22 protein-coding genes are annotated in these 23,264 nt (G+C 76.8%); 11 read left to right on the top strand and 11 right to left on the bottom strand.

Translation table 11 applies throughout. The features are described 5' to 3' along the window. Window positions 1–12: 12 nt before the first annotated feature. Both FB586_RS07420 and FB586_RS07415 read right to left on the bottom strand, forming a co-directional pair. The gene (locus FB586_RS07420; RefSeq protein ID WP_136518671.1) at window positions 13–354 is read right to left on the bottom strand and encodes a hypothetical protein; all 342 of its coding nucleotides are present in this window, start codon (window positions 352–354) and stop codon (window positions 13–15) included. 28 nt (window positions 355–382) lie between these two features. Further along, the gene (locus FB586_RS07415) at window positions 383–4,915 is read right to left on the bottom strand and encodes a PDDEXK-like endonuclease domain-containing protein (protein ID WP_136518670.1); all 4,533 of its coding nucleotides are present in this window, start codon (window positions 4,913–4,915) and stop codon (window positions 383–385) included. Between the two features lie 433 nt (window positions 4,916–5,348). Here FB586_RS07415 and FB586_RS07410 point away from each other — a divergent pair, with 433 nt between their 5' ends. The 5 genes from FB586_RS07410 to FB586_RS07390 all read left to right on the top strand — a co-directional run bounded on the left by FB586_RS07410 (window position 5,349) and on the right by FB586_RS07390 (window position 9,860). Continuing rightward, window positions 5,349–6,647 (top strand): MFS transporter, encoded by a 1,299-nt coding sequence (locus tag FB586_RS07410; RefSeq protein ID WP_136518669.1) that lies wholly within the window; start codon window positions 5,349–5,351, stop codon window positions 6,645–6,647. Between the two features lie 109 nt (window positions 6,648–6,756). Then, window positions 6,757–7,626, top strand: coding sequence for a DUF4397 domain-containing protein (locus FB586_RS07405; RefSeq protein ID WP_136518668.1), 870 nt, complete (start codon window positions 6,757–6,759; stop codon window positions 7,624–7,626). Between the two features lie 134 nt (window positions 7,627–7,760). After that, window positions 7,761–8,414, top strand: a complete 654-nt coding sequence (locus FB586_RS07400) for a class F sortase (RefSeq protein WP_246036615.1) — start codon at window positions 7,761–7,763, stop codon at window positions 8,412–8,414. A gap of 53 nt (window positions 8,415–8,467) precedes the next feature. Continuing rightward, complete coding sequence (locus FB586_RS07395; RefSeq protein WP_246036654.1) at window positions 8,468–9,085, top strand: RNA polymerase sigma factor; 618 nt, start codon at window positions 8,468–8,470, stop codon at window positions 9,083–9,085. Window positions 9,086–9,092: 7 nt separating this feature from the next. Then, complete coding sequence (locus FB586_RS07390) at window positions 9,093–9,860, top strand: anti-sigma factor (RefSeq protein ID WP_246036613.1); 768 nt, start codon at window positions 9,093–9,095, stop codon at window positions 9,858–9,860. A 63-nt stretch (window positions 9,861–9,923) separates the two neighbouring features. Here FB586_RS07390 and FB586_RS07385 read toward each other — a convergent pair whose 3' ends face one another. Further along, a complete protein-coding gene (locus FB586_RS07385; protein ID WP_136518665.1) occupies window positions 9,924–11,210 on the bottom strand; it encodes a SpoIIE family protein phosphatase in 1,287 nt (428 codons plus the stop codon). A gap of 136 nt (window positions 11,211–11,346) precedes the next feature. Between FB586_RS07385 and FB586_RS07380 the strand changes: the two genes are divergently transcribed. Then, window positions 11,347–11,937, top strand: a complete 591-nt coding sequence (locus FB586_RS07380) for a DinB family protein (RefSeq protein WP_136518664.1) — start codon at window positions 11,347–11,349, stop codon at window positions 11,935–11,937. A gap of 405 nt (window positions 11,938–12,342) precedes the next feature. Here the strand turns inward: FB586_RS07380 and FB586_RS07375 are convergent, their stop codons facing one another. Then, window positions 12,343–13,653, bottom strand: coding sequence for a helix-turn-helix domain-containing protein (locus tag FB586_RS07375; protein ID WP_136518663.1), 1,311 nt, complete (start codon window positions 13,651–13,653; stop codon window positions 12,343–12,345). 269 nt (window positions 13,654–13,922) lie between these two features. Here FB586_RS07375 and FB586_RS07370 point away from each other — a divergent pair, with 269 nt between their 5' ends. Then, complete coding sequence (locus tag FB586_RS07370) at window positions 13,923–14,309, top strand: hypothetical protein (RefSeq protein ID WP_136518662.1); 387 nt, start codon at window positions 13,923–13,925, stop codon at window positions 14,307–14,309. A gap of 48 nt (window positions 14,310–14,357) precedes the next feature. Continuing rightward, window positions 14,358–15,206, top strand: a complete 849-nt coding sequence (locus tag FB586_RS07365) for a PhzF family phenazine biosynthesis protein (protein ID WP_136518661.1) — start codon at window positions 14,358–14,360, stop codon at window positions 15,204–15,206. 29 nt (window positions 15,207–15,235) lie between these two features. Here the strand turns inward: FB586_RS07365 and FB586_RS07360 are convergent, their stop codons facing one another. The 4 genes from FB586_RS07360 to FB586_RS07345 form a co-directional block, all read right to left on the bottom strand. Then, complete coding sequence (locus FB586_RS07360; protein WP_136518660.1) at window positions 15,236–16,303, bottom strand: FUSC family protein; 1,068 nt, start codon at window positions 16,301–16,303, stop codon at window positions 15,236–15,238. A gap of 117 nt (window positions 16,304–16,420) precedes the next feature. Beyond that, a complete protein-coding gene (locus FB586_RS07355) occupies window positions 16,421–16,795 on the bottom strand; it encodes a nuclear transport factor 2 family protein (RefSeq protein WP_136518659.1) in 375 nt (124 codons plus the stop codon). Between the two features lie 35 nt (window positions 16,796–16,830). Beyond that, window positions 16,831–17,250 (bottom strand): ester cyclase, encoded by a 420-nt coding sequence (locus tag FB586_RS07350; RefSeq protein WP_136518658.1) that lies wholly within the window; start codon window positions 17,248–17,250, stop codon window positions 16,831–16,833. A 55-nt stretch (window positions 17,251–17,305) separates the two neighbouring features. Further along, window positions 17,306–18,058 carry a TetR/AcrR family transcriptional regulator gene (locus tag FB586_RS07345; RefSeq protein WP_136518657.1) on the bottom strand — a complete coding sequence of 251 codons (753 nt, stop codon included), beginning with the start codon at window positions 18,056–18,058 and terminating at the stop codon, window positions 17,306–17,308. A gap of 105 nt (window positions 18,059–18,163) precedes the next feature. Between FB586_RS07345 and FB586_RS07340 the strand changes: the two genes are divergently transcribed. From FB586_RS07340 to FB586_RS07335, 3 genes are all read left to right on the top strand, one after another. Then, window positions 18,164–18,889 carry a DUF4386 domain-containing protein gene (locus FB586_RS07340; RefSeq protein WP_136518656.1) on the top strand — a complete coding sequence of 242 codons (726 nt, stop codon included), beginning with the start codon at window positions 18,164–18,166 and terminating at the stop codon, window positions 18,887–18,889. Between the two features lie 135 nt (window positions 18,890–19,024). Beyond that, on the top strand, window positions 19,025–19,198 hold the full coding sequence (locus tag FB586_RS19375) for a hypothetical protein (protein ID WP_168800489.1): 174 nt from the start codon (window positions 19,025–19,027) through the stop codon (window positions 19,196–19,198). Beyond that, on the top strand, window positions 19,195–19,716 hold the full coding sequence (locus tag FB586_RS07335; RefSeq protein WP_246036611.1) for a hypothetical protein: 522 nt from the start codon (window positions 19,195–19,197) through the stop codon (window positions 19,714–19,716). Before FB586_RS19375 ends, FB586_RS07335 begins: the two co-directional genes overlap by 4 nt. A gap of 160 nt (window positions 19,717–19,876) precedes the next feature. On the opposite strand, the gene narI is transcribed toward FB586_RS07335, so the two are convergent. The 3 genes from narI to narH are packed head-to-tail and all read right to left on the bottom strand — an operon-like array spanning window position 19,877 to window position 23,231. Continuing rightward, complete coding sequence (gene narI / locus FB586_RS07330) at window positions 19,877–20,641, bottom strand: respiratory nitrate reductase subunit gamma (RefSeq protein WP_136518655.1); 765 nt, start codon at window positions 20,639–20,641, stop codon at window positions 19,877–19,879. After that, the gene (gene narJ, locus FB586_RS07325) at window positions 20,638–21,345 is read right to left on the bottom strand and encodes a nitrate reductase molybdenum cofactor assembly chaperone (RefSeq protein ID WP_246036609.1); all 708 of its coding nucleotides are present in this window, start codon (window positions 21,343–21,345) and stop codon (window positions 20,638–20,640) included. The genes narI and narJ overlap by 4 nt, the downstream gene beginning before the upstream one ends. After that, window positions 21,342–23,231: a nitrate reductase subunit beta gene (gene narH, locus FB586_RS07320; RefSeq protein ID WP_222928313.1), complete on the bottom strand. Its 1,890-nt coding sequence runs from the start codon at window positions 23,229–23,231 to the stop codon at window positions 21,342–21,344. The genes narJ and narH overlap by 4 nt, the downstream gene beginning before the upstream one ends. Window positions 23,232–23,264: the final 33 nt, after the last annotated feature.

Below are 23,264 nucleotides of genomic sequence, written 5' to 3'. Positions count from 1 at the left end.
CCTGCCCGCCCGTCACCAGTGCGGCGGGCGCTCCCGCCGCAGGCGCTCGTCGTCGGACGACGGCTCCTCCCGGCCCCAGCCGCGGTCGCTGTCGTCGGCGGACCGGGTCGCGCTCCACGGGTCCGGCGGCTCGGTACCGGCCGGGGCCGGCCGCGGTGCACCGCTCGTGGACGACGCCGGCGAGGCCTCGTCCTGCGTTCCGGTCGCCGGGCCGGGCCGGGCGGCGTCGCCCGACTTCGGCGCCGCGGGGAACGCCGAGCGGAGCACGGACTCGTCGGTGCCCACCGTGCCCGACGGCCGCACGGCACGCCTCGGCCGCCGCGCTCGCGCGGTCGGCTCCCCCTCGGTGCTCATCCCGTGATCGTCGCGCGCGGACCCGCCCTCAGGCGAACGCGCGCGCGACGGCCGCCCGCACGACGGTGTCGACGCGGTGGCTGCGCCGGGTGATGCCGAGCTCCGCGCGGAGCGCGTCGGCCAGCGCGTCCCGCGTCCGCTCCTGACCGTCGGAGCGGAGCCAGCGGACCAGGTCGTCGAGCTGGTCGTCGCTGTACGCGCCGATCGGCAGGCCGGGCCGCACGTCGGGACGCGGCTGCGTGCGCACCGCGAGCACGAGCTGCTCGCCGGTCGTCGTCACCGGGCCCTCGGTGGGCGGCACCGCGGGCGCCACGCGGGGCGTCGCCCCCGTCGCCGTCCGTGCGGCCTCCGCGCGGGGCGCGACGGCCGGCTGGACGCCCGTGGGCGTCCGCACGACCGGCGTCGCGCCGGTGACGGGCCGCACGGCCGCGGTCGCACCCGTCGCGGGACGCACCACCGGCGTCGCACCCGTCGCGGGACGCACCACCGGCACCGCACCCGTCGCGGGACGCACCACCGGCACCGCACCCGTCGCGGGACGCACCGCCGGCGTCGCGCCGGTCGCGGGACGAGCGGTGACGTACGGACGCACGGGCGCCTCGACGTCGTCCTCCTCGGGCGCGTCCGGGACGACCACCGGCACCGGACGGGACGGCGGCGTGGCGGCCTCGGGCCGCCGCTGGACGAGCCGCGCGTGCACGGCCCGCCGGATCCGGTCGACCTCGGCCTGCGGGTCGAGGAACGCGGCGGCCGACCACACGCGCACCACAGACCACCCGAGCCGGGCGAGCCGGTCCGCCACGAGGCGGTCGCGCACCCGCACGCTGGGCTCGCGCACGTAGTCGTCGTCGTCGGTGAGGACCGCGACGAGCATCTCGTCGGGCAGGTCCGGGTGGCCGACGACGAGCGGGATCCGCGCGCCGCCGGGCACGCCGTGGTCGACGTCCACCAGGAGCCCGTGCTGCCACAGCCGCTCGGCGAGGTCGAGCACGAGCCGGTCCGGGTCGGACCCGCCGGTCGGGCGCTCGCGCTGCGGGTCGGCTCCGGTGCCGTCGGCGGCGCCGCGCTCGGCGGCGAACCGCAGCAGGTCGGCCAGCAGCTGGGGCCCCGCGCCGCGCAGCCGCTCCGGGTCGAGGTCGTCCACGCCGAAGCACGAGACCACCGTCAGCCGGTGCCGGGTCGAGCCGAGGGCGTCGAGCAGGAGGGCGTCGCCGCCGGTGCGGCTCACCGGGCCGAACGAGTGCAGCACCCGCCGGTGCGGCGTGCGCCCGAGGCCGAGCGACAGGATCACCGCCTCGCGGCGCAGGCCGGCGACGTTCGCGACGTCGACGACGACGAACGGCTCGGGCCGGCCCGCGTCGAAGAACGACGCCAGCGCCGGGTTGTCCCGCACCTCGGCGAGCACGACCTCGCGCACCGCGTCCGCGTGGCGGGGCGTGACCGTGACGACGGCGAGCGACTCGTCCGGGTGCCGCAGCACGTGCTCGACGACGAGCTCGAGGACCCGGTCCACCTCGGCGCGCGTCGAGTCGACCGTGCCGCTGGTCGGGTCGGGCATGCCCGTGCCGTCCACGACGTCGAGGTGCACGAGCGGCTGCGAGGTGGGCAGCGGCGTCGGGACCAGGACGTCGGCGTACCCGTGCCCGGCGAGGAACGCCGTGAGGTACGGGTCGCGGCGGGACGCGTCCGCGTGCAGGGCGACGGACGGCAGGACGTCGGCCAGCTCGCGGACCGCCGAGCCCGAGGCGCAGCGCGCGTCGCCGACGACGACGACCTGCCGGCCGCGCGCGATCGCCGGGAGCGCGGCCTCGACGGGCAGGTGGGCCGCGGCGTCGACGACCACGAGGTCCACGGTGCGCGACGCCGGCAGGACCTGCGAGACGAGCATCGGACCGGCGACGACGACCGGACGCAGCCGGCGCGCGACGTCGGGGTAGCGCGCCACCGTCTCGCGCACGGACGTGAGCCGCTCCTCGACGAGCTCGGCGAACAGGCCCTCGGCCTGGTCCCGGTGCTGGCGCAGGGCGGCCGCGACGCGGGCGAGCGCGGACGCGAGCACCGGCGCCGTCCGGCTGGCCACGTGCGCGCGGTCGAGGTCGGCGTACGTCGCGGACAGGGCTCCGAGGGCGGTGCCGTCGTACCCGGCGAGCGCCGGGTCGGCGGCGAGCACCTGCTCGAACACGGTGCTCCACCAGGCCAGGTCCAGCTCGGCGGGCGCCAGCGCGGGGTCGGCACGGCGCTCGGTGAGGTCGTCGACGAGCGCGCCGAGCCCGGCCGCACGCAGCGCGTGCAGCAGCTGCGTGCGCTCCGGCAGGGTGTCCAGCGCGTCCGCGGTGTCCCGCAGCCGGCCGAGGCGCTCCCGCAGCTCGGTGAACGGGGTGGACGCGAGCGCGCCACCGCCGGGCGTGCCCGCGAGCACGGCCGCGAGCGCCTCGACGTCCTCGCGCACGGCGCGGTGCTCGTCCTCGATGACCTCGAGCGCGTCGGGCAGGCGCGGCCACCCGCCGGCCGGGCAGTGCGCCTGCCACACCTCGCGGCGTGCCTGCACCTCGAGCAGCGCGGCGTGCAGGTCCGCGACCGGACGCCCCGGGCGCAGCATGTCCTTCGCCTGCTTGCGCAGCCGCCGGCGCAGCCAGAAGCCCATGGGCACGTCGTGCTGCTCGCGCCACTCCTTCGTCGCCGTCGCCGCGACGAGGTCCGCCGCGGTGCGCTCGAAGACCAGCGGCTGGAACACGTCGAGGGACGCGCGCACGCCGTCGAGCATGCGCAGCTGCTCGCTCCAGCCGTCGAGGGTCGTCGCGGGCGTCAGGCCCGTCTCGGCCGCGACCTGGGCGACCCGGTCGACGAGGACCGGCAGTGACACGTCCAGCAGGCGGTCGAGCCGGCGCCGCACGACCTGCGCGTCGGCGGACGTGCGCAGGTCCGCGCCGAACCAGGGCGTGTCCTGGGGACGCAGCGTGAACGCGCCGAGCTCGCCGGCGCGCACGAGGTCCCGCGCGAGGCGGGGCCGCCGCTCGGCGTCGAGGGCGCGGGCGACGTCCGGCGCGAGGCGGACGGTCGTGCGCGGCGTCGGGCGCGCGGACGTCAGGCGCGCGAGCTCCTGCAGGGCGTCGTAGGCGGACACGGCCCACGGCTCGCGCGGGGCGTGCAGCGCGTCGACGTAGGCGCGCAGGCGCTCGCGGTGCTCGAGCAGCCGCGTCCGCAGCGTCTGCACGGCGGTCGTGTCGACGGTGGGCGGCTCGGTCGTCATCGCGCCGAGCAGGCGGCGGCCCACGGCGGTGCGCCACCCGGCGTGCGGCTCGACGTCGAGCACGAGCTCCCCGAGGCCGAGGTCCTCGAGCCGGGCGACGAGCGCGGTCGCGGCACGGCGGTGGCCGGGGACGTAGAGCACCGTCCGGCCCTCGGCCGCGGCGTCGGCGACGAGCGCCGCGAGCGTGCCGGTGACGTCGGCGCCCGTCGGGGCGTCGACGAACACGTGCACGCCCGAGGCGACGACGTCGAGGACGTGCTGCTGCGCGGGGTCCAGGTCGCCGACGCCGCGCTCGACCGCCGGGTCGCGGTCGCCGCGCACGGGCTCGGGCAGGGTGACGGCGAGCGCGTCCCGCGCGTCGTCGAGGCCGGCCAGGGCGCGGACGACCTCGTGCCGGTCGAGCGTGCCGGCGAGCTGGTCGAGGTCGTCCACGAGCACCTGCCCGGGGTGGACGAACGTGCCGACCACGACCTTGTCGACCAGGGAGAAGTCCTCGAGGACGGCCTCGCCGAGCGACGCCAGCCGCTGCAGGGCACCGCGCGGGTCGAAGCCGGCGGCGGTGAACGTGCCCCGGGCGACCGCCGCCGGGTCGAGCAGCGCGCCGTGCCGGCGCAGCGCACGCGCCAGGACCGGGTTGACGTCGAGGGACGGCTCGAGCGCGAGCTCGTAGTCGCCCTCCCCCGAGCCGCGCGCGTGCAGCGTGACCGGCCGCAGCAGCACGGGGGCGCGCACGGTGCGCACCGCCTCGCCTGCGCTGTCGGCACGCCCGGCCCGTGCCTCGGGGTTGCGCCGCGTGACGTGCGCCAGCGCACCGACGTCGTCGGAGGCGAGGTCCGCCGAGGACCGGTCCGTCCACGTCGCGACGCCGATCGCGAGCGACGTCGGCGCGATGCCGTACCGCTGCGTGTAGGTCGCGGCCCGGGCGCTGACGGCGCGGGCACGCCGGCGGGCGGCGGACAGCGCACCGGCCTCGCGCACGAGGTTCGACAGGCGGGTCGCCCGGCCGGCGAAGAGCTGTGCCATGCCCGACGGGTGCGCCGCGGACAGGTCGAGCGCGGCCTCGCCGAGCTGGTCGACGTCCGCGAGCGTCGACGCGCCCGCGGCCTCCACGAGCGCGCCGCGCCAGGTGGCGACGGCGCCCTCGAGCACCTCGGCGGGCGACGGCGGCTCGACGAGGGCCACCGGCGCCGCGTCGGGGCGCTCGGCGTCGGCGGTCGCGGGGTCCTGACCCGGGGCGCCGGCCGGGGCGGCCGGCTCGGGCGGACCGGCCGGGGTCGGTCCCTGGGCGGGGGTGCGGGCGGGGACGGTCACCCTGGAACGGTAGACCGGGCGACGGCGATCCCCCGGGCGGCCACGCCGAGCGGCGCGGAGGCGATGTGCCGCGTGATCATCGGCCCCGCGACGACCCGACGGCCCCGAGGACGACCCCCGAACGCCCTCTGACCTGCCCCGACACGGCCCCGACACGACGAGAGCGGGACGGGTGACCCGTCCCGCTCTCGTGACCGCCGGTGGCGGGAGATTGAGAGACGGTGCGCACCGCGCAGGGGGCAGGCGATGCGCACCGTCGAGTACGAGTGTTGCTCATCCGCGGACGTTGGTCAAACGTCCAGGCCGTCCGTGCGGGTGAAAACCGGGCGACCGTCCAGGAGCGGGCCGGCGGTGGCCGGGGACGGTCCCGCCGTCCCCGTGCGCCTACCCTGGACCGGGCCGGCGTACCGCGGGCCCGGGGAGGGCGGACGTGATGACGGGCAGGCGCGGGGCGGCCCTCGTGTGGGCGGCGGCGGTCCTGGCCTACCTCGCGGCCGTCGTGCACCGCACCGCCCTCGGCGTCGCAGGCGTCGACGCCATCGAGCGGTTCGGCCTGTCGGCCACGGGCCTCGCCTCGTTCTCCGTCGTCCAGCTCGGCGTGTACGCCGCGCTGCAGATCCCCGCCGGGCAGCTGCTCGACCGCTTCGGCGCGCGCACGCTGATCGCCGGCGGCTCGCTGGTCATGGCGGTCGGCCAGGGGCTGCTGGCCTGGGCGGACGACGTGCCGACCGCCATCGTCGCCCGCGTGCTCGTCGGCGCCGGGGACGCGGGGATCTTCATCAGCGCCTGCCGCCTGGTCGCCGAGTGGTTCCCGCCGCGGCGCGTGCCGGTCCTCGTGCAGATCACCGGGATGATCGGGCAGGCCGGCCAGATCGTGTCCGCCGTCGCCGTCGCGTTCGTCCTGCACACGACCGGCTGGGGCGCGACGTTCGGGGCGCTCGCGGCGGCGGGTGCGGTCGTCGCGGTGCTCGCGTGGGCGGGGGTGCGCTCGCCGGCGCCGACGCACGCCACCGTGGTCGCCCGGGCCGTGCGGACGCGCTTCGTGCACGCCGTCCGGGACGCCGCACGCCCGGCGGGTACCCGGCTCGGCTTCTGGTCGCACTTCGTCACGCCGTTCAGCGCCAACGTCGTCGCACTGCTGTGGGGCGTCCCGTTCTTCGTCACCGCGCAGGGCCGCTCCCCCGCGGAGGCGAGCGCGCTGCTGAGCGCGCTCACCGTCTCGGCGATGGTCGCGGGGCCGCTCGTGGGCCGGTGGACCGCACGGCACCCGCTGCGCCGCAGCTGGTCGGTGCTCGCGTCCGCCGTCACGACCCTCGTCGCCTGGGTGTGGCTGCTCGTGCCCGACACCCCGCGCCCGTTCTGGCAGCTGGTCGTGTTCGTCGTCGTGATCGGCGCCGGCGGGCCCGTGTCCCTGGTCGGGATCGACTTCGCGCGCACGTTCACGGCCGCGGACCGGCTGGGGACCGCGACCGGCTTCGTGAACACGGGCGGCTTCACCTCGTCGATCGTCGGCATCCTCGCGGTGGGCGTGGTGCTGCAGCTCGCGTCCCCGCCCGGTGCCGTCACGTACACCCTGGACGCGTACCGCCTCGCGTTCGCGGTGCTGGCCCTGCCGTGGGTGGTCGGGGTCGTCGGCGTGCTGCGCAACCGGCGGCGAGCGCGCGCCGACATGGCGGCGGCAGGGACGGTCGTGCCGCCCGTGCGCGAGGTGCTCCGGCGCCGCCGTCGCTGACCCCCGAGAAATCGATGCGTCTGCATGCATCCAGGAGGTCCCCCCGGTCGGAAGTAGGGGTGTCAGCACGACACCGCCCGCACCCCGCGGGCCGACCCTGGAGGACACCATGCGCGCTCGACCCCTCGCCGTGGCAGCCGGATCGTTCGCCGCCGCCGCACTGACCCTCGCCGCCGTACCGGCCCACGCCGCCGGCGCCGACGGCGCGCAGCTCTCGGTGCTGCACGGCGTCCCGGACCTCACCGTCGACGTGTGGGTGAACGGCGAGCGCACGCTCGACGACTTCGCCCCGAGCACCCTCGCCGGTCCGCTCGACCTGCCCGCCGGCACGTACACGGTCGCCATCACCGCCGCTGACGCCGCCGACGCGAGCGCGACCGCGGTCGGCCCCGTCGACCTGGCGCTCGAGGCCGGCGGCAACTACACGGCCGTCGCGCACCTCGACGCGTCCGGCAACCCGACGGCCACGCTGTTCACCAACGACACGACGCCCACCGCCGCGGGCCAGGGCCGGCTCACCGTCCGGCACGTCGCCGCCGCGCCCGGCGTCGACGTCCTCGCCGGCGGCCAGGCCGTCGTGTCGAACCTGACGAACCCTGCCGAGCAGACGCTCGACCTGCCCGCCGGGACCGTCTCCGCCAGCGTCGTCGCCACCGGGACGACCGAGCCGGCGCTGCTCGGCCCCGCCGACGTCACGGTCGCCGAGGGCGCCCACACGATCGTCTACGCCTGGGGCAGCGCGACCGCTCAGCCGGCGACGCTCGCGCTCGCGACGCAGGTCGTCGAGGGCCTGCACAGCTCCCCGTCCGGCGTCCAGGCCGGCCAGGCCGGTCTCGTCGCGGACGACGCCACGCAGCCGTGGCTGCTCGCCGCCGGTGCGCTCGCGCTGCTCGGCGCCGGTGCGCTCGCGCTGCTCGGCGCCGGTGCTCTCGCGCTGACGCGCCGCACCGCCGTCGCGAGCGCGAAGGGCGACCGCTGACCGGGCGGTCCCGGGCGCAGGGCACCGCGGCCCGGGGCGGGACGGCGGCACGAGCCGCCCGTCCCCGGGCCGCGGCCGGTCCCCGGCGGCCGGCCGGCCCGCGCCCGGGAGCACCCCGTGCCGCGGCCCGCGCGGTGGCGGTCGCCGCGGTCCTCGTCGGCCTGACGGCGTGCAGCAGCGACGCGCCGCAGGTCCCCACGCCGACCGACGCCGCCACCGCTCCCGGGACGGCAGCCGCGCCGGCGACGGCAGCCGCCCCGGCTCCGTCCTCGACCGGCGCGGTGGTCGACGTCCCCGTCCAGGACGCCTCGCTCGGCGCCCGCACCGCCGCCCCGGTCCTCCCGCCGGTCCGCGTGCAGGTGCCCGACCTGGCCGTCGACATGCCGGTCGAACCCGCCGGTGTCGCCCCCGCCGGCGACATGGAGCTGCCCGACGGTGCGGACGTCGCCGCCTGGTACGAGTTCGGGCCGGCACCGGCCGCACCGGCCGGCTCCACCCTGATCGCCGCCCACGTCGACTCGCGGACCACCGGCGTCGGGCCCTTCGCCCGGCTGCGGGACCTCGCGCCGGGCGCCGCCGTCGTCGTCACCACCGCCGACGGCACCACCCACGAGTACCGCGTGCGGGACGTCGTCCGCGTCCCCAAGGACACCGCGCCCGTCGGGGAGTGGTTCGACCGCGCAGGCGCTCCCCGGCTGGTCCTCGTGACCTGCGGAGGTGCGTTCGACCGGGAGGTCGGACACTATGCGGACAACGTCGTCGTGACCGCCCTGCCCCTGGGCGGCTGACCGTGCTGCAGCGCGTGCGGGACCGGGCGGCGGGTGAGGAGTCGTCCGTGGTGGTGGTCCCACCCCCGTCCGGTCGGTCGGCGCAGCCGGCCGGCCCGGACGCGGTCGACGACGACGGGGTCGCAGCCCTCGGGCAGGCCTTCGCCGCGGGCGACGAGACCGCCGTCCGTGAGGCGTACCGCCGCTGGGCCACCCTCGTCCACACCGTGGCGCTCCGCTCGCTCGGCACGGTCGCGGAGGCGGAGGACGTCACGCAGCAGGTGTTCGTCGACGCGTGGCGCAGCCGGCACCGGTTCGACCCGTCCCGCTCGCGGCTCCCCGCCTGGCTGCTCGGCATCACGAAGCACGCGGTGGCGGACGCGCACGCGCGGCGCGCGCGCGACGGCCGGCTCGAGGTGGCCGCGGAGACGTCGGCGGTGGCCGCGGGCGCGACCGCCGCACCCGGTCACGACGAGCGCGTCGTCGACCGGGTGGTCGTGCGCGACGAGCTCGACCGCCTCGGCGACCCGCAGCGCACCATCCTGCGCCTCGCGTTCTACGACGACCTCACCCACGAGCAGATCGCGCGGCGCCTGGACCTGCCGCTGGGCACCGTGAAGAGTCACGTCCGGCGCAGCCTCGCCCGGCTGCGGACCCGATGGGAGGTGGAGGGTGTCGGTACCGCCGAGTGACGCGCACGTGGACGACGACGTGCTGGCCCTCCTCGCCCTGGGCGAGGAGGCCGGCTCCGCCGACGAGCGCGCCCACGTCGCCTCGTGCGACCGCTGCGCGCACGAGCTGACCCACCTGCGCGAGCTGGTCGCGGTGGCGCGCGCCGCGCAGGCCGACGGCCCTCTCGTGGCACCGGCGGCGCACGTGTGGGATCGGGTGGCGGACGAGCTCGGGCTCGACCCGGCCCCGGTCGCCCTCGCCGACGGCCCCGCGGACGCCGCGCCCACCGCGCCGGCCGCCGCCCGGCCCGACGCCACTGTCTCCACCGACGCCCGTGTCGCCCCCGTCGTCCCGCTGCGGCCGCGCCGCCGCTGGGCGTGGGTGGCGGGCGCCGCCGCGGCCGGTCTGCTCGTCGGCGGCCTGGGCACCTGGTGGGTCACCGGGCGCACGCCGGACGCGACCGTCGTCGCGCGCGCGACGCTGGACGCGCTGCCGGGCTGGGACGCGGAGGGTTCCGCCGCGCTGGAGACGACCGCGGACGGCACGCGCGTGCTCGTCGTCGACGTCGAGGAGGCCGAGGCCCGCACGGACGGGTACCGCGAGGTGTGGCTGCTGCGGCCGGACGTGTCCGGGCTGGTCAGCCTCGGCCCGCTGACGGGCACCTCGGGCCGGTTCCCGCTGCCCGACGACCTCGACGTCGACGAGTTCCCCGTGGTGGACGTGTCCGCCGAGCCGCTCGACGGCGACCCGGCGCACTCGGGCGACTCGGTGGTGCGGGGCACGCTCGGCACCTGACCCGGCGCACCGGCCCGCGCAGCGGGGCTCCCCGCCCGCCGCGCCTGCCCCACCGGCGCCGCCTCAGCGGCCCGCCGGGTCCTGCACGCACACGGCGAGGATCGCGACGTCGTCGTCGGCGCCGTGCGGCACGAGCGCCGACAGCACGCCGTCGAGCAGCTCGTCGGCGCCGCCGGCCGGCAGCTGCGCGACCGTCGCCGCGAGCGCCGTCAGGCTCTCGCGCAGCCGGACGCCGCGCCGCTCGACGAGACCGTCGGTGTAGAGCAGCAGCACGTCGCCGGGATGCAGCGTCGTCGTGTGCTCCGGGCGCGGTGCGCCGAACCCGAAGCCGAGCAGCGCGCCGGTGCGCCCCTCGAGCAGGGCCGTCGTGCCGTCCGCCCGGCGCAGGAGCGGGGGCGGGTGCCCCGCGGAGGACCACGTCACGGCGCGGGCGCCCGTGCCGTCGGGCTCGCCGAGGCGGGCGACCAGGACGGTGCCCGTCGCGTCGAGGTGCAGGCCGAGCGCCGTGCGGTCGGCGAGGTCGAGCGCGGGGCCCGGGCCCGCGTCCTGCGCGTAGGCGACCGCGCGCAGCGTCCCCCGCAGCTGTCCCATGTGCGCGGCCGCGCTGATGTCGTGCCCCGTGACGTCACCGACGACGACCACGGTGGCACCGTCCGGCGTGCGGAAGGCGTCGTACCAGTCGCCCCCCACCCGGACCTCGCGGGCCGCGGGGCGGTAGCGCACGCCGATGGTCAGGCCCGGCACCTGCGGCGGCGGGGTGAGGAGCGAGTCCTGCAGCTCGATGGCGGCGGCGCGCTCACGCTCGAAGGCCGCGCCGAACCGCTCGAGCGACGAGCTCACCGCCATGGCGTGCTCGACGACCGCCGGCACCTCCTCGACGACCGGCACCGCCGGGCAGGGGGCCGGCCCCTGGGCGACGGCGACGATGTCGGTGACGTCCTCGGCGCGCTGCACCAGGTGCGTCACGTGGCCGGCGGAGTCCAGCACGGGGACGTTCGTGACGATCCACCAGCGCTCCTCCCACCGGTCGCCGCCCCCGTGCTCGAGGACGTCGTAGCGGTGGGGACCCAGGACCTCGAGACGCCCGGTGCGTGCCACGCGCTGCAGCGACTCGATCTCCGCGGCGCTGCCCTCCTCGCGGTCGGGGCGCGCCGGGAACGCCTCGAGCACGTGGCGTCCCAGGACGGCGGACGCGGGCCGCCGCACGGACGCGAGGAAGGCGTCGTTCGCGTCGAGGACGACGAGGTCGGGCGACAGGACGAGCTTCGGGGAGCTGAGCGAGGCGAACACGGCCCGGTAGTCGACGGCGGCCTCCGGGCCGGAGACCTGTGCGTCCTCGTCCTTCCCCATGCCACCCCCTGCCGGTCGTCCCGTCGGGTCACGCCCCGCGCACCCGTGCCTGCCCTCGACCCCTGTCTGCTTACCACCGCGGTGCCACGTGCACACGCCGGGGCGCCCGTCGGTGGTCGGGAGCAGACTCGGTGCCGTGGACGACAAGGAGACGCTGCACCGGTACCTGCGACGCAGCCGCGAGGACCTGGTGGGCAAGCTCGACGGCCTGGGCGACCACGACGTGCGGCGTCCGCTGACGCCGACCGGCACGAATCTGCTCGGCCTGGTCAAGCACGTGGCGTCGGTGCAGCTCGGGTACCTGGGCGCGGTGTTCGGCCGCCCGAGCCCGCGCGAGCCGCTGCCCTGGGACGCGCCCGGCGCCGAGCCGGACGCCGACCTGTGGGTGGGCCCGGGTGAGACGCGTGCCGACGTCCTGGACCTGTGGGCGCACTCGGCGGAGCACGCCGACGCGACGGTCGCCGCGCTGCCGCTCGACGCGGCCGGCGTCGTGCCCTGGTGGGGCCCGGGCGACCAGGACGTGACGCTGCACCAGGTGCTCGTGCACCTGCTCGCCGAGGTGGCGCGGCACGCCGGCCACGCGGACGTGCTGCGCGAGGGGCTGGACGGGCTGGCCGGTCAGCGCGTGGGTGACCCGAACCTGCCGGGCCGCTCCTCCGAGGAGTGGGCCGCGTACCGGGCGCGGATCGAGGAGGCGGCCCGGGGGGCGGCCGATCCGCACGGGTGATCCCCGGCCGCGCCCGGCGGGGGCCGGCGACGCCCCGACCCGGCCGGTGCTCCGGCCGGGAGAGGTGCGGGCGACGCCCGGGCGCGGCGGGCGAGGACCGTCAGTACTTGCAGCAGGGCGACGCGGACGCGGGGTCGGCCTGCACGATCGCGGCGCCCGTGATGCCCGTGACGGTCGTGAGCGCGACGACGGCGGCGACGATGATCTTCTTCTTCATGGTGGGACACCTCCGGTCAACGTGCCGGCCCGTCCGGCACAGCGCCGATGTTCCCGGCCCCGTGTCGTGAAGGCAATGACTCCCCGAACATCGGGGTAGACACGCCGTGAAAAGCCGTCACCCGGGCGTGTCGCAGACCGTCGTGCGCGACCGTCAGCCGGGACCGCCGTCCGTCGGACCTCCCCCGGTCAGTGCGCGGAGGGCCGCCGCAGCGTCGTGCGCACACCCAGCACGGCCAGCGCGCGGCCGTAGGTCTCCACGACCGCCTCCGTGCTGTCGCCGGCGGCGCGCAGGCGGTCGGCCAGGCGCCGCCACGCGGCGGCGGCGGGCCGTCCGGCCGGCATGGTCTCCAGCCGGGACGCCGCCTCGCGGTACGCCTTGAGCGCCGCGGCACGCTCGCCCAGCGCGAGGAGCGCGTCACCGAGCGCCTCGTGGGCGGCGGCGCCGTCACGGCGCCGACGCGGGCCGATGAGCTCGACGGCCTTGAGCCCGGACGTCAGCGCGGAGCGCGGCTGCCCGAGGAGCAGCTGGGCCCGCGACCGCACGGTCGCGGCACGTGCGAGGTCGACCTGCGACTCGCTGATCTCCAGCGCGAGACGCGCGGCGTCGAGCTCGGCCAGCGCCTCCTTCGGCCGCGGGGGCGTCACCTCGATCAGCAGCTGCGCGAGGTCGAGGCGCAGCAGCGGCACGTCGTTGTCGGCCTCCTCGCCGCCGACCACCGCCAGCGCCGACCGCAGGTGCGCGAGGGCCGCCTCGCCGTTGCCGTGCGCGTCCTCGACGAACGCGAGGTTCCAGTGCACGCCCGACACGGCCCGCGCCGACCCCTCGCGCAGGGCACGGGCGAGCAGGTCCTTGCCCCGCACGAGCGCGTAGGTGATGTCGCCGCGCGCGACGTAGGCCCAGACCAGCGTCGACTCCAGGCGCAGGAGCTGGTCGCTGCCGCCCGCCGCCGCCGCGAGCGCCGCGAGGTGGTGCTCACCCGCGCGCACCGCCTCCACCACGTCGCCGGCCTCGGTGAGCGCCATGACGAGACGCGCGGCCGCGTGCGCGGCGCGCAGCGGCCGGTGCCCCTCGGTGAAGCGCCGCGCCGCGTCCGCGAGCAGCCGGCAGGCCTCCTCCAGCTCGCCGGCGCGGTCGAGCGCCTCGGCGTGCGCGAGCAGCACGCGACCGGCCTGGTCGACGTCGAGCGCGTCGAGGTCCACGGCGGCCAGCTCGGCGGCGGCCGCGGCGGGACGCCCCGAGCGCACCAGCTGGCGTGCACGGACGACCGCACCCTCCGACGCCTGGTACGCCGGCGACCGCTCCCCCTGCTCGAGGTAGGTCACGGTGATGCCGAGCGCGGCGGCGAGCCGCTCGAGCGCAGCCGGACCGGGCCCCCGGATGCCGCGCTCGAGGTGCGACACGTAGCTGGGGTGCATCATGGCGGCCCGCGCGAGGTCGGCCTGGCTCAGCCCGGACCGCTCGCGCGCGTCACGGAGCCTCTCACTGACAGGGTGCACGGCTCTCACGATAGGCACGCGACCGGCGACACGGAAGGGGGACCGGGAGCACTGTGAGTCACGACCCCGCAGACAGACCGGGCATTCGGGCCAGGTGCGACATCCGCGGAGGTGCCAGCACCCCCGCCCGTCGTCCCATGACTGGACGTCCGACCTGATCGCGCGGGTGGGACGCGCCGTCCCACGACGCGGGCGCTGCGCCGGCACCCCCCGGCACCCGTCGGCAAAGAGCGTGCCGCACGCCGACCGCGCTGCCTACCCTCGGCCGCATGCGCCCCGAGGACTGGATCGACCACCGTCGCGCCGGCGACCGCGAGCTCGTCGGCTGGCTGCGCCCCGAGGGCGACGGCTTCGTCGCGATCGACCGCCTGGGCCGGCCGGTGACCGGCGCCGTCGACTGGGACGTCGCCGAGGCCGCGCTCGAGGAGCGGGGGCTGCACTGGCTCGCCGACCTGTGGGAGCTCGAGCTCGAGGACGGCCGGACGACCCGCGTCCGCCTCGTCGAGGTCAGCCCCGAGCGGGTCGTGGTCAAGCGCGACGACTTCGGCGACGTCACGGCGGAGCTGCGCACGTGGACGCTGCCCTTCCCGGCACCCGCCACGCTGCGACCGTACGCGGGCGACGCGTCCGTCCTCGAGGGCGGCTCCCTCGGCTGATCGGGGCCCGCGGGGCACGTCGGCGCCGCCCGTCCGTAGGGTGCCGTCATGACCACGGACGACGTGCAGCGGTGGGCGGCGTTCGCCGCGGAGCCCGGCGGCGGCAACCCCGCGGGCGTCGTGCTCGACGCGCGCGGCTGGTCCGACGGGCGCATGCGCGCCGTGGCCGCGGAGGTCGGGTACTCGGAGACGGCGTTCGTCACCGACCCGGCCACGCTGACCGTGCGGTACTTCTCCCCCGTCGCGGAGGTGCCGTTCTGCGGCCACGCGACCGTCGCGACGGCCGTGGCCCTCGCGGCCCGGCGGGGCCCGGGCGACCTGGTGCTGCGCACCGCGGTCGGCCCCGTGCACCTCACGACGCGGGACGTGGACGGGGCGCTCACGGCGACGTTCCGCAGCGTCGAGCCGCGCGTGGACGACCTCGCCCCGGACGTGCTGGACGAGCTCCTCGACCTCCTGGGGCTGACCGGCGACCACCTGGACCCGACCCACCCGCCGCGCGCCGCCTACGCGGGCAACGTGCACCCCGTCGTGGTGCTGCGGGACGCCGCGACGTTCGACGCGTTCGGCTTCGACCCCGCCGCGGTGCGCGCGCTCATGGACCGGGAGGGCTGGGCGGGCACGGTCACCGTGCTGCACCGGCGCGGCGGCGACGAGTACGAGGCGCGGAACCTGTTCCCGGTGGGCAGCGTCACCGAGGACCCGGCGACCGGGTCGGCGGCGGCCGCGACGGGCGCGTACCTGCGCGCGCTCGGGCTCGTCGCACCGCCGGCGCGCGTGCGCGTCCTCCAGGGCCGGCACGTCGGGCGGCCGAGCGTGCTCGTCGTCGACGTGCCGGAGGAGGGCGGGATCGCCGTGACCGGCGGCGCGACGCCGATCCCCGCCGACGGGGCCTGACCGCGGGACCCGGGTGCGGCGGCGCGCTGTCAGGACCGGTCGGCGGCAGCGCGCCGACGGCGCCGGCGCAGGGCCGCGAGCAGCGCGAGCGTGACAGCCGCGCCGAGCAGGGTCTCGACGACCCGGTCGACCGCGAGCGCCGCCGGGTCGGACGGGGTGCTCAGGTGCACGGCGAGCAGCGCGACGGGCGTGACGAACGTCAGGCCGAGCGCGTAGTCCCGGGGCATGGCGATCTCGGCCGCGGCGGCGCACACCACGACCACGGCGACGACGACGCCGACCGGCGGGTCGGCCGCGAGCAGCAGGCCGGTGAGGAGGGCGCCCGCCACCGTGCCGACGACGCGCCGCACGGCGCGCCCCGGGTCGTGCGGGCGCCCGTACGCGGGCAGGGTCGCCACCACGGCGACGACGGCCCAGGCCGGGTGCGGCAGCCCGAGCGCGAGGGCCAGGGCACCGGCGGTCAGCGCCCCGCCGACGACGAGCAGGACGAGCCGCCACAGCGCCGGGCCACGCAGCACGGCCGCGTCGCGCTCGGGACGGCGGCGCAGCTCCGCGAACAGCCACGGCGCCCGTCCGCCCAGGGCCGCGCGGACGGGGTACCCGACGACGCTGACCGACCACGCCCACGCGAGGCTGCCCAGCGCGACGGCCGCGACGACCGGCAGCTCGCCCGGCGCGACGGGCACCTGCACGCACGTGAGGTAGGCGAAGACGGGGAAGACCGGCTGCGGCGGGATGCCCTGCAGCCACGTGACGGCGCACGTCCCGGCGACGAGGACGACCACCAGCCCGGCGGCGGCGACCGGCACGGACGCGTCGGCGACGTGCAGCGCCGTGCCGGCGGCCATCGCACCGGCCATGAGCGCGGCCACGACGCTCACCGTGACGACGCGGCTGCGGTAGGGCTCCGCGCGGCCGTAGATCGCGGTGAGCGCGGCGAACATCGCGAACGCGGCGAAGCGCGTCCACCCGCTCGCCACGACCACCGCGAGGGGCACGGCGTTGGCGACGACGACGCGCAGCGCCGTCTCGACGTCGAGGGACCGCCACGGCCGGTCGGCGCCGGCGACGCGCCGGACGGTGTCGGCGATCGCCACGGCCTCTCCCTCCCGCCCGCGTCCGGGCGGGGCGCGGTCCCTCAGGGTAGGCACGCCCGGCGGCCGGGCCGGCCGGCCCCGGCGGCACGACCGTGCGGGCCGTCGCAGCCAGACGGCTCAGTCGCCGCCCGGGCCCGCGTACTCCAGGCCGGGCCAGTGCGCCCACTCCTCGAAGTGCTCGGCCCGCCCGTCCGGCGCGAAGCGCACGACCCACAGGTCCCGGAACTCGTGGGGCTCCTCGCCGAGGTAGTGGACCTCGGCGCGCAGCACCGCGGTGGGCGGGTCGACCGCGACCGGCTCGGCCGTCATGGTGAACGGGGTCGGGTCCAGCCAGAAGTCCTCGATCGCCCCGCGCCCGCGCAGGCCGTCGTCGTAGGCGCCGCGCAGGTACAGGGCGTCCTCGGTGAAGAGGCGCTCGACGGCCGCGACGTCCTGCTCGCGCCACGCCCGCTCGTACTCCCGCACCCACGTCATGACGTCGTCGGCGTCCATGCCCCTCCTCGTCGTCGCACCGTGCGGGCCGGCAGTCATGCCGCGGTCCCCACCTGCGTCAGGAACGCCGGGACCTCGAAGTAGAGGCGCGCCTCCACGATCGCACCGTCGTCGACGTCGTACACGACCGCCAGCGGCACCCGCACGTCCCGGCCCGTCGCCGGCACGCCCGCGAACTCCCCCGTGTGCCGGCCGACGAACACGCCCTCGAACACGGCGGTGCCCTCGCCCACGACGAGGCGCCGGCGGTCGGTCCGGGCCTCGAATGCCTCCCGGTAGAAGTACCGGAGCATCACCTGCACCGCCTCCGGGCCGCGGTGCTCCTCGCCCGTCGCCATGAACCGGAAGACCACGTCCGGGGCCACCGCCGCCGTCTCGCCGCGGCGCTCGCTCGCCAGGTACTCCTCGACCACCGCACGCGTCGCCTCGATGCTGACGCGTCCGTCGCTGGACATTGCGGACCTCCCCACGGACGTCGACCACGACCCCCACCCGGTCGACTCCTCGACGCTACCCCGCGTCCGCGACGTCCGGTACGTCCTGTCCGTCCCCGGTCGGACGACCGACCGACACCCACCCGGCGCGGTGCAGGCGCGCGGCGCCGTCGAGCAGCAGGTCGAGCGCGAACACGAACTCGAAGTCCTCGTCGCAGCCCTGGCCGACGCCCGACAGGTCGCCGCGCGTGGCGGCGGTCGCGATCTGCAGGACGTGCGGGAAGCGGCGGGCGAACTCGGCGCCGAGCGCGGCCTGCTCCTCCGGCGTCGGTGCGGGCGCGTCGGCCGGGGGCGTCTCGTCGAACATCTCCGGGCTGAAGCCCCAGATGCGGTTGCCCAGCGCGTGCATGACGTGGTGCACGAGGTCGGGCGAGAGGCCGCCGGCGAGGAAGGTGCCCGCGAGCGCGTCCATGTAGCCGAGCACCGCGGGGGTCCGCCGGGTGCGGGTCTCGACGGCCTGCCGCGCCCACGGGTGGCGCAGGACGGCCCGCCGGGCCGAGAGCACGCGGCGGCGGACGGCCTCCTGCCAGTCGAGGCCGGGCGCGGGCTCCTCGAACTCCCCGATGACGAGGTCGACCATGCCGTCGACGAGCCGCTCCTTGTCGGCGACGTGCTTGTAGAGGGCCATGGGGACGACGCCGAGCTCCTTCGCGACGTTGCGCATGCTCACGGCCGCGAGGCCCTGCGCGTCCGCCAGCGCGACGGCGGCCTGCAGCACGCGCGCTGCGGTCAGGGGCTCGCGCCGCCGCTCGTCGACCTGCCGGGCCATGCCACCTCCGCGTCCATCGGGTGACGATCTTGACAGGTGTACACCGTACACCTAGCGTTCGACGACAGGAGGTGTACGCCGTACACCACGTCTGGGAGGACCCTCATGCACCCCACCCGTCGGACCGCCGCCCTCGTCGGCGTGTTCTTCGTCGTCGCCGCGGTGACCGCTGTCGTCGCCCTCGCGCTCTACCAGCCCGCCCTCGCCGACCCGGAGTACGTCCTCGGTGCGGGCGCCGACGCAGCCGTGCTCACCGGCGTGGCTCTCGAGGTCCTGCTCGCGGCGAGCGTCGTCGGCACGGGAGTCGCCCTCTACCCCGTGATGTCGCGGTACGGCCGCGCGACCGCGCTCGGCTACGCGCTCGGGCGGCTGGCCGAGGCGCTCGTCATCCTCGTCGGCGTCGTCGCGGTGCTCGCCGTCGTGACCCTGCGGCAGGTGCACGCGACGAGCGGCGGCGACCCGGACGCGCTCGTCACCGTCGCGCGTGGGCTCGTCGCCGTCCACGACGCGACGTTCCTCGTCGGTCCGGGCCTCATCATCGGCGTCAACACCACGCTGCTCGCCTGGCTCGTGCGCCGGTCCGGGCTCGTCGCCGGCTGGATCCCCGTCGTCGGGCTGGTGGGCGGCCCGCTGGTGCTCGCGTCCTCGACCGCCGTGCTGTTCGGCGCGTACTCGCAGGTCTCGCCGGTCGCGGGGCTCGGGGCGCTGCCCGTGTTCGTGTGGGAGATGAGCCTGGCCGGGTACCTGCTGCTGCGCGGCTTCCGGTCGCCGGCGCAGGCGCCGGAGCCGGTGGCCGCGCCGTCCGGGCGCGTGGCCGCGACCGTCGCCTGACCGCGCCCTGACGCCGCGGCGCGTGGGGCAGGGTCCGGTTGCGGCCGGTCCTGGCCGGGGGAAGGCTCGACACGACGCCGACGACCGGTGCCGGCGCACCCGCGTCCACCGGCGCGGCCCGACGGAGGGAGCGTCATGAGCCAGAGCCCCGGCCCCCGCCCGGACGACGAGAGCACGCCCCACGGCCCCGAGGACGACGCGACGCCGGTCGCCACCGGCACCGGCCCGAACGAGGCCGACGTGAACCAGGAGGGCGTCGGCACCGCGGCCGAGGACCCCGACGAGGAGGGGCGGTTCGACGCGGGGTGACCCCGCAGGACCTCGGTGGTGACCCGGCGGACCCGTCCGCCGGGTCACCACCGCCGCTGCGGCCGGCCGAGGAGATCCGCGACGCCGCGGTCGCGGTGGTCGAGGCCGAGCGTGCCGCCCTGCGCGCCCGCGGCGTCCCGGGCGAGCTCGTCTGGACCGGCGGGTCGAGCGTGCCCGGCGCGCTGACGCGCGGCGACGTCGACCTGCACCTGCGCGTCCCGCCGGACGAGTTCGCGGCGACCGTCGCCCTGCTCCGCGAGGACCACGCGGTCGTCCACCCGGAGATCTGTTGCGACACGCTCGCGACGTTCGCCGTCGACGCGCCCCTGCCGGCCGGCCTGGCGGTCACCCCCGTGGGCTCCGAGCACGACGTCCGCTTCACGCGCACGTGGGAGCTCCTGCGCGCCGACCCCCGCCTCCTGGCGGCGTACAACGCGATGAAGACGACCGGCGCCGACGCCGACTACGAGGCCCGCAAGTCCGCCTTCGTCGAAGGCCTCCTGACGGGCGACATCTGACGGACCACCCTCGTCCCCGCCCTCCCCGCGTCACGAGTTCGCCAGTCCGGCGCGAGTTCGTCAGGGCGGCCTGGCGAACTCGCACCGGGGTGGCGAACTCGGCGAGGGGCGGGTGCGCGAGGGCGGCGCGACGGTCGCCCGCGGGCGGGCGTTCGGACCGTCAGCGGTCGCCCGGGCGGTCGCCCGCGCCCACGCGCTCCCAGCCGCGGCGGTCGGCGCGGGTGCCCAGGCGGTTCGGGCCCTGGGAGCGGTAGACGACGTACGGGCGCCACAGGTACCCGACGGGCGCGCTGAACACGTGGACGAGCCGCGTGAACGGCCACAGCGCGAACAGCAGCATCGCCGACATGCCGTGCAGCTGGAACCCGATCGGTGCCTCGGCCATGAGCTCGGGGTGCAGGTCGAACCGGAAGATGCCGCGGAACCAGACCGAGACGCCGTCGCGGTAGTCGTAGTGGCCGCCGAGGTTGAGGATCGACCCGGCGATGGTGTTCCACATGCCGAGGGCGATCACGACCGCGAGGACCAGGTACATCACCTTGTCCATGCGGGTCGTCGCGCTGAACACGGGCCCGACGGTCCGCCGCCGCCAGATCAGCAGCGCCATGCCGACCACGGTGCACACCCCGGCGACCGTCCCGATCGAGATCGCGAGGAAGTGGTAGAGCTCGTCGCTCATGCCGACGGCCCGCGTCCACGACTTGGGGATGCCGAGTCCCATGACGTGGCCGAGGAACACGAACAGGATCCCGAAGTGGAACATCGGGCTGGCCCAGCGCAGCAGGCGGGACTCGTAGAGCTGCGACGAGCGGGTGGTCCAGCCGAACTTGTCGTACCGGTACCGCCACACGTGCCCGAGCACGAAGACCGCCAGGCACACGTACGGCACGACCACCCACAGCACGACGTCGAGGGTGCTGGTCATCGGCGGACTCCCGGGGTCGGCAGGAAGACGGGTCCGGCCGGCTGGGCGGCCTCCATGGTGGTGGGCGGGCCGAACGGCTCGAGGCCGACGTCCTCGCCGGGCGGGCCCGCGGCGGCGAGGCGCGCGACCGCGGTGGCCTCGTCGTCGCCGAGCGGCGGCAGGGTCGCGCAGACGGCCGCGAGCGCGTCGGCCCACGGGGAGCCGCCGTCGCGCAGCGCCATGCGCAACAGCTCGAGCCCGGCGCGGTGGTCCAGCAGCAGGCGCAGGCCCGCCTCCTGCGCCAGCCCCTCGGTGGACGCGAACTCCAGGACGACGGCCACGTGGTCGGGCAGCTCCTCGCCGACGTGCTCCATGCCGGCGGCCCGGTAGGCCTCCTTGAACTCGACCAGGGCGGCGCCGCGCTTCCGCGTGTCGCCGTGCGCGTAGTACGTCAGGTACGGCGAGCAGCGGCGGCGCAGGTCGAACGTGGCGACGTAGTCGGCCTGCAACGCGGGCAGCGGGGTGGCCGCGACGTGGTCGAGCAGGCGGTCCAGCGGCTCGCGCGGCGGACCCGCGACCTCGCCCGCGGCGGCCCGCAGCACGGGCAGCATCGCGACGAGGTCGTCGGACGGGTACTCCAGCAGCAGGGACGCGATCCGGTGCACGACCGCGGTCTCGCGGCCGGTGGCAGTGCTCGGCGGCCGGGAGCGCGCGAACAGCCTCACCGTGCACCTCCCCCGGTGCCGGAGCCGTCCGCGGGGCCCTCGTCGCCGCCGCGGGACGGGTCGCCGGGGGAACGCGAGCCGGGCTCCCCCGGCACGACGCCCGGCTCGAGCGGCCCCCCGGCGGTCCCGGCCCCCGCCGGTCCCCCGGGCTGCCCGCCGGCCGGTCGGGGCTGCACGACCGCGGCGGAGTCGTCGGACGCCGGCTCGCGCAGGTCCGCCCCGTCGGGGCCGGGCCGCGGCGGGAACAGGCCGTCGGGCGTCGACTTGCCGTCCCAGTTCAGGAGGTTCACGCGCGCCTTGCGGCTCGCCGGGTCGGCGACGGTGTCGGTCGTCTGGCGCTGCTTGAGCATGTGGAAGTTCTCGACCGCGATCGGGTCGTTGAGGTACGCACCCCCCGACCCCTCGCCGAACGGGCCCGACCCGCCCATCCCCGGTCCGCCGTCGTAGTCCAGCGCGCACTCCGTGGCCAGCTCCTCCAGGGCGTGCGCCTGCTCGGCGTGCGCGGACGGGATGACGTACCGCTCGTCGTACTTGGCCAGCGCCAGCAGCCGGTACATCGCGTACATCTCGTCGGGGTCCATGCCCACCGACTCGGGGATCGACGCGTCCGCGTCGCGGCCCAGGTTGATGTCCCGCATGTAGGAGCGCATCGCCGCGAGCCGCTTCAGCACGCCGGTGACGGGTGCCGTGTCGCCGGCCGTGAACAGGCCCGCCAGGTACTCGACGGGGATGCGCAGGTGCTCGATCGCCGCGAACAGGTTGTCCGCGCGCTCCGCGTCCTCCCCCGTCTCCGCGACCACGTCGACCACGGGCGACAGCGGCGGGATGTACCAGACCATCGGCATCGTCCGGTACTCCGGGTGCAGCGGCAGCGCGATCTCGTACCGGCTGATGAGGTGCCACACCGGCGAGCGCTGCGCGGCCTCGACCCAGTCGCGCGGGATGCCGGCACGCTCGGCCTCGCGCTGCACGGCAGGGTCGTGCGGGTCGAGCAGGACGCTGCGCTGCGCGGCCAGCAGCTTCGTCTCGTCCGGCTCGCTGGCCGCCTCGAGGACCCGGTCGGCGTCGTAGAGGACGAGGCCGATGTACCGCAGCCGGCCGACGCACGTCTCCGAGCAGACCGTCGGCAGGCCGACCTCGACCCGCGGGAAGCAGAACGTGCACTTCTCGGCCTTGCCCGTGCGGTGGTTGAAGTAGACCTTCTTGTACGGGCAGCCCGTGACGCACTTGCGCCAGCCGCGGCACGCGTCCTGGTCGACGAGGACGATGCCGTCCTCCGACCGCTTGTAGATGGCCCCCGACGGGCAGGACGCCGCGCACGACGGGTTGAGGCAGTGCTCGCAGATGCGCGGCAGGTAGAACATGAAGGTCTGCTCGAACTCGAGCTTCACCTTGTCCGACACCTGCGCGAGCACCGGGTCGTCGCGCAGGAGCTGCGGGCCGCCCCCGAGGTCGTCGTCCCAGTTCGCGCTCCACGAGACCTTCATGTCCTGCCCGGTGAGCAGCGACTTCGGCCGGACGACCGGGGTGTGCTCCTGCAGCGGGGCGTCCGTGAGGTTCTCGTAGTCGTACGTCCACGGCTCGTAGTACTGGTCGATCGACGGCTGCTTCGGGCTCGCGAAGATCGTCAAGAGGTTCTTCAGCCGCCCGCCGGCCTTGAGCTGCAGGCGCCCGCGCTTGTTGAGCGTCCAGCCGCCCTCCCAGCGCGACTGGTCCTCGTACGTGCGCGGGTAGCCCTGCCCGGGCCGGGTCTCGACGTTGTTGAACCAGACGTACTCGGTGCCCGTGCGGTTCGTCCACGCCTGCTTGCACGTCACCGAGCAGGTGTGGCACCCGATGCACTTGTCGAGGTTCATGACCATCGCCATCTGGGCCATGACCTTCATCGCGCTCCCCCTCCGCCCGTCGTCGTCCGGTGC

This window comes from Cellulomonas telluris, from assembly GCF_004886325.1.
Taxonomy (GTDB): Bacteria; Actinomycetota; Actinomycetes; order Actinomycetales; family Cellulomonadaceae; genus Cellulomonas; species Cellulomonas telluris.
This window is presented reverse-complemented; position numbering and strand designations above follow the sequence as displayed.